Origin of the sequence: Nostoc sp. PCC 9305 (assembly GCF_963920915.1) — a bacterium.
Classification (GTDB): domain Bacteria; phylum Cyanobacteriota; class Cyanobacteriia; order Cyanobacteriales; family Nostocaceae; genus Nostoc.
This window is the reverse complement of record NZ_CAWUDN010000261.1, coordinates 1-1,102: the sequence shown is the minus strand read 5'-3', so window position 1 is coordinate 1,102 and position 1,102 is coordinate 1. Positions and strand designations below refer to the sequence as shown.

Below are 1,102 nucleotides of genomic sequence, written 5' to 3'. Positions count from 1 at the left end.
ATTTCTCCACTACTGGCTAATATAGCCCTTCACGGAATGGAAGAACGGATAAAAAACTATGCGGAAACGCTACCAGGGAGGAAAATGCACAACAGCAGAAGCCTCTCCCTTATCCGATACGCCGATGACTTTGTGATACTTCATGAAGACATAACCGTTGTCCAAAGATGCCAAGAGATAATCTCGGAATGGTTAAAGGACATGAGTTTGGAATTGAAGCCAGCCAAAACACGCCTAACCCACACTCTTAATGAGTATGGGTCAGAAAAACCGGGATTCAACTTCCTCGGTTTTAACATACGGCAGTGGAAAGTGGGTAAATACCACTCAAAGCAAGGTTTCAAAACAATCATCACCCCAAGCAAAGAGAAGCAGAAGATACATTACAACCGAGTAGCAAGTATCATTGATGACCATAAGGCAGCGCCCCAAATAGCGTTGATCAGCCGATTAAACCCGGTAATTATAGGATGGTCAAACTACTACTCAACAGTAGTAAGTAAGGTTGCCTACTCTGACGTAGATAATCTTATGTATCTAAAGCTAAGAGCTTGGGCAAAACATCGCCACCCTAAGAAATCTGGGAGATGGGTGTCAAATAAATATTGGCAAATCATTGGTGATGACAATTGGGTATTCGCCACCAAGCAAGAGGGTAAAAACCCGATGCGGCTAAGGTCACATGCAGAAACGCCAATAGTTCGGCATGTGAAAGTTAAAGGCGATGCTAGTCCTTATGATGGCAACCTAATTTATTGGAGTTCAAGAATGGGAAAACACCCCGAAGCGACCTTAAGAATGACAACGCTCCTAAAGTCACAAAAAGGGAAATGTACCCACTGCGGACTGTACTTTCGAGAGGAAGATGTACTGGAGATTGACCACAAAACCCCTAAAAGTTTGGGAGGTAAAGACGAATATAAAAATCTTCAGATATTACATAAACACTGCCACGATGAAAAGACAACTGAAGATGGTTCAGTTGTGAAGTACACATGACAATGTGCCAAATCATTGAGGAGCCGTGTAATGGGAAACTATTAAGCACGGTTTTGAAGACCAACGGGGTTGGTGACAACCTCGTTGAGTTTACTAGGCTTAG

At 42.9% G+C, this 1,102-nt stretch carries 1 protein-coding gene; it reads left to right on the top strand.

Going from position 1 to position 1,102, the window contains the following annotated elements:
- A partial coding sequence (locus ACM0OX_RS35675) for a group II intron reverse transcriptase (protein WP_414519935.1) occupies window positions 1-999 on the top strand: 999 nt, incomplete at its 5' end.
- Between the last annotated feature and the right edge of the window lie 103 nt (window positions 1,000-1,102).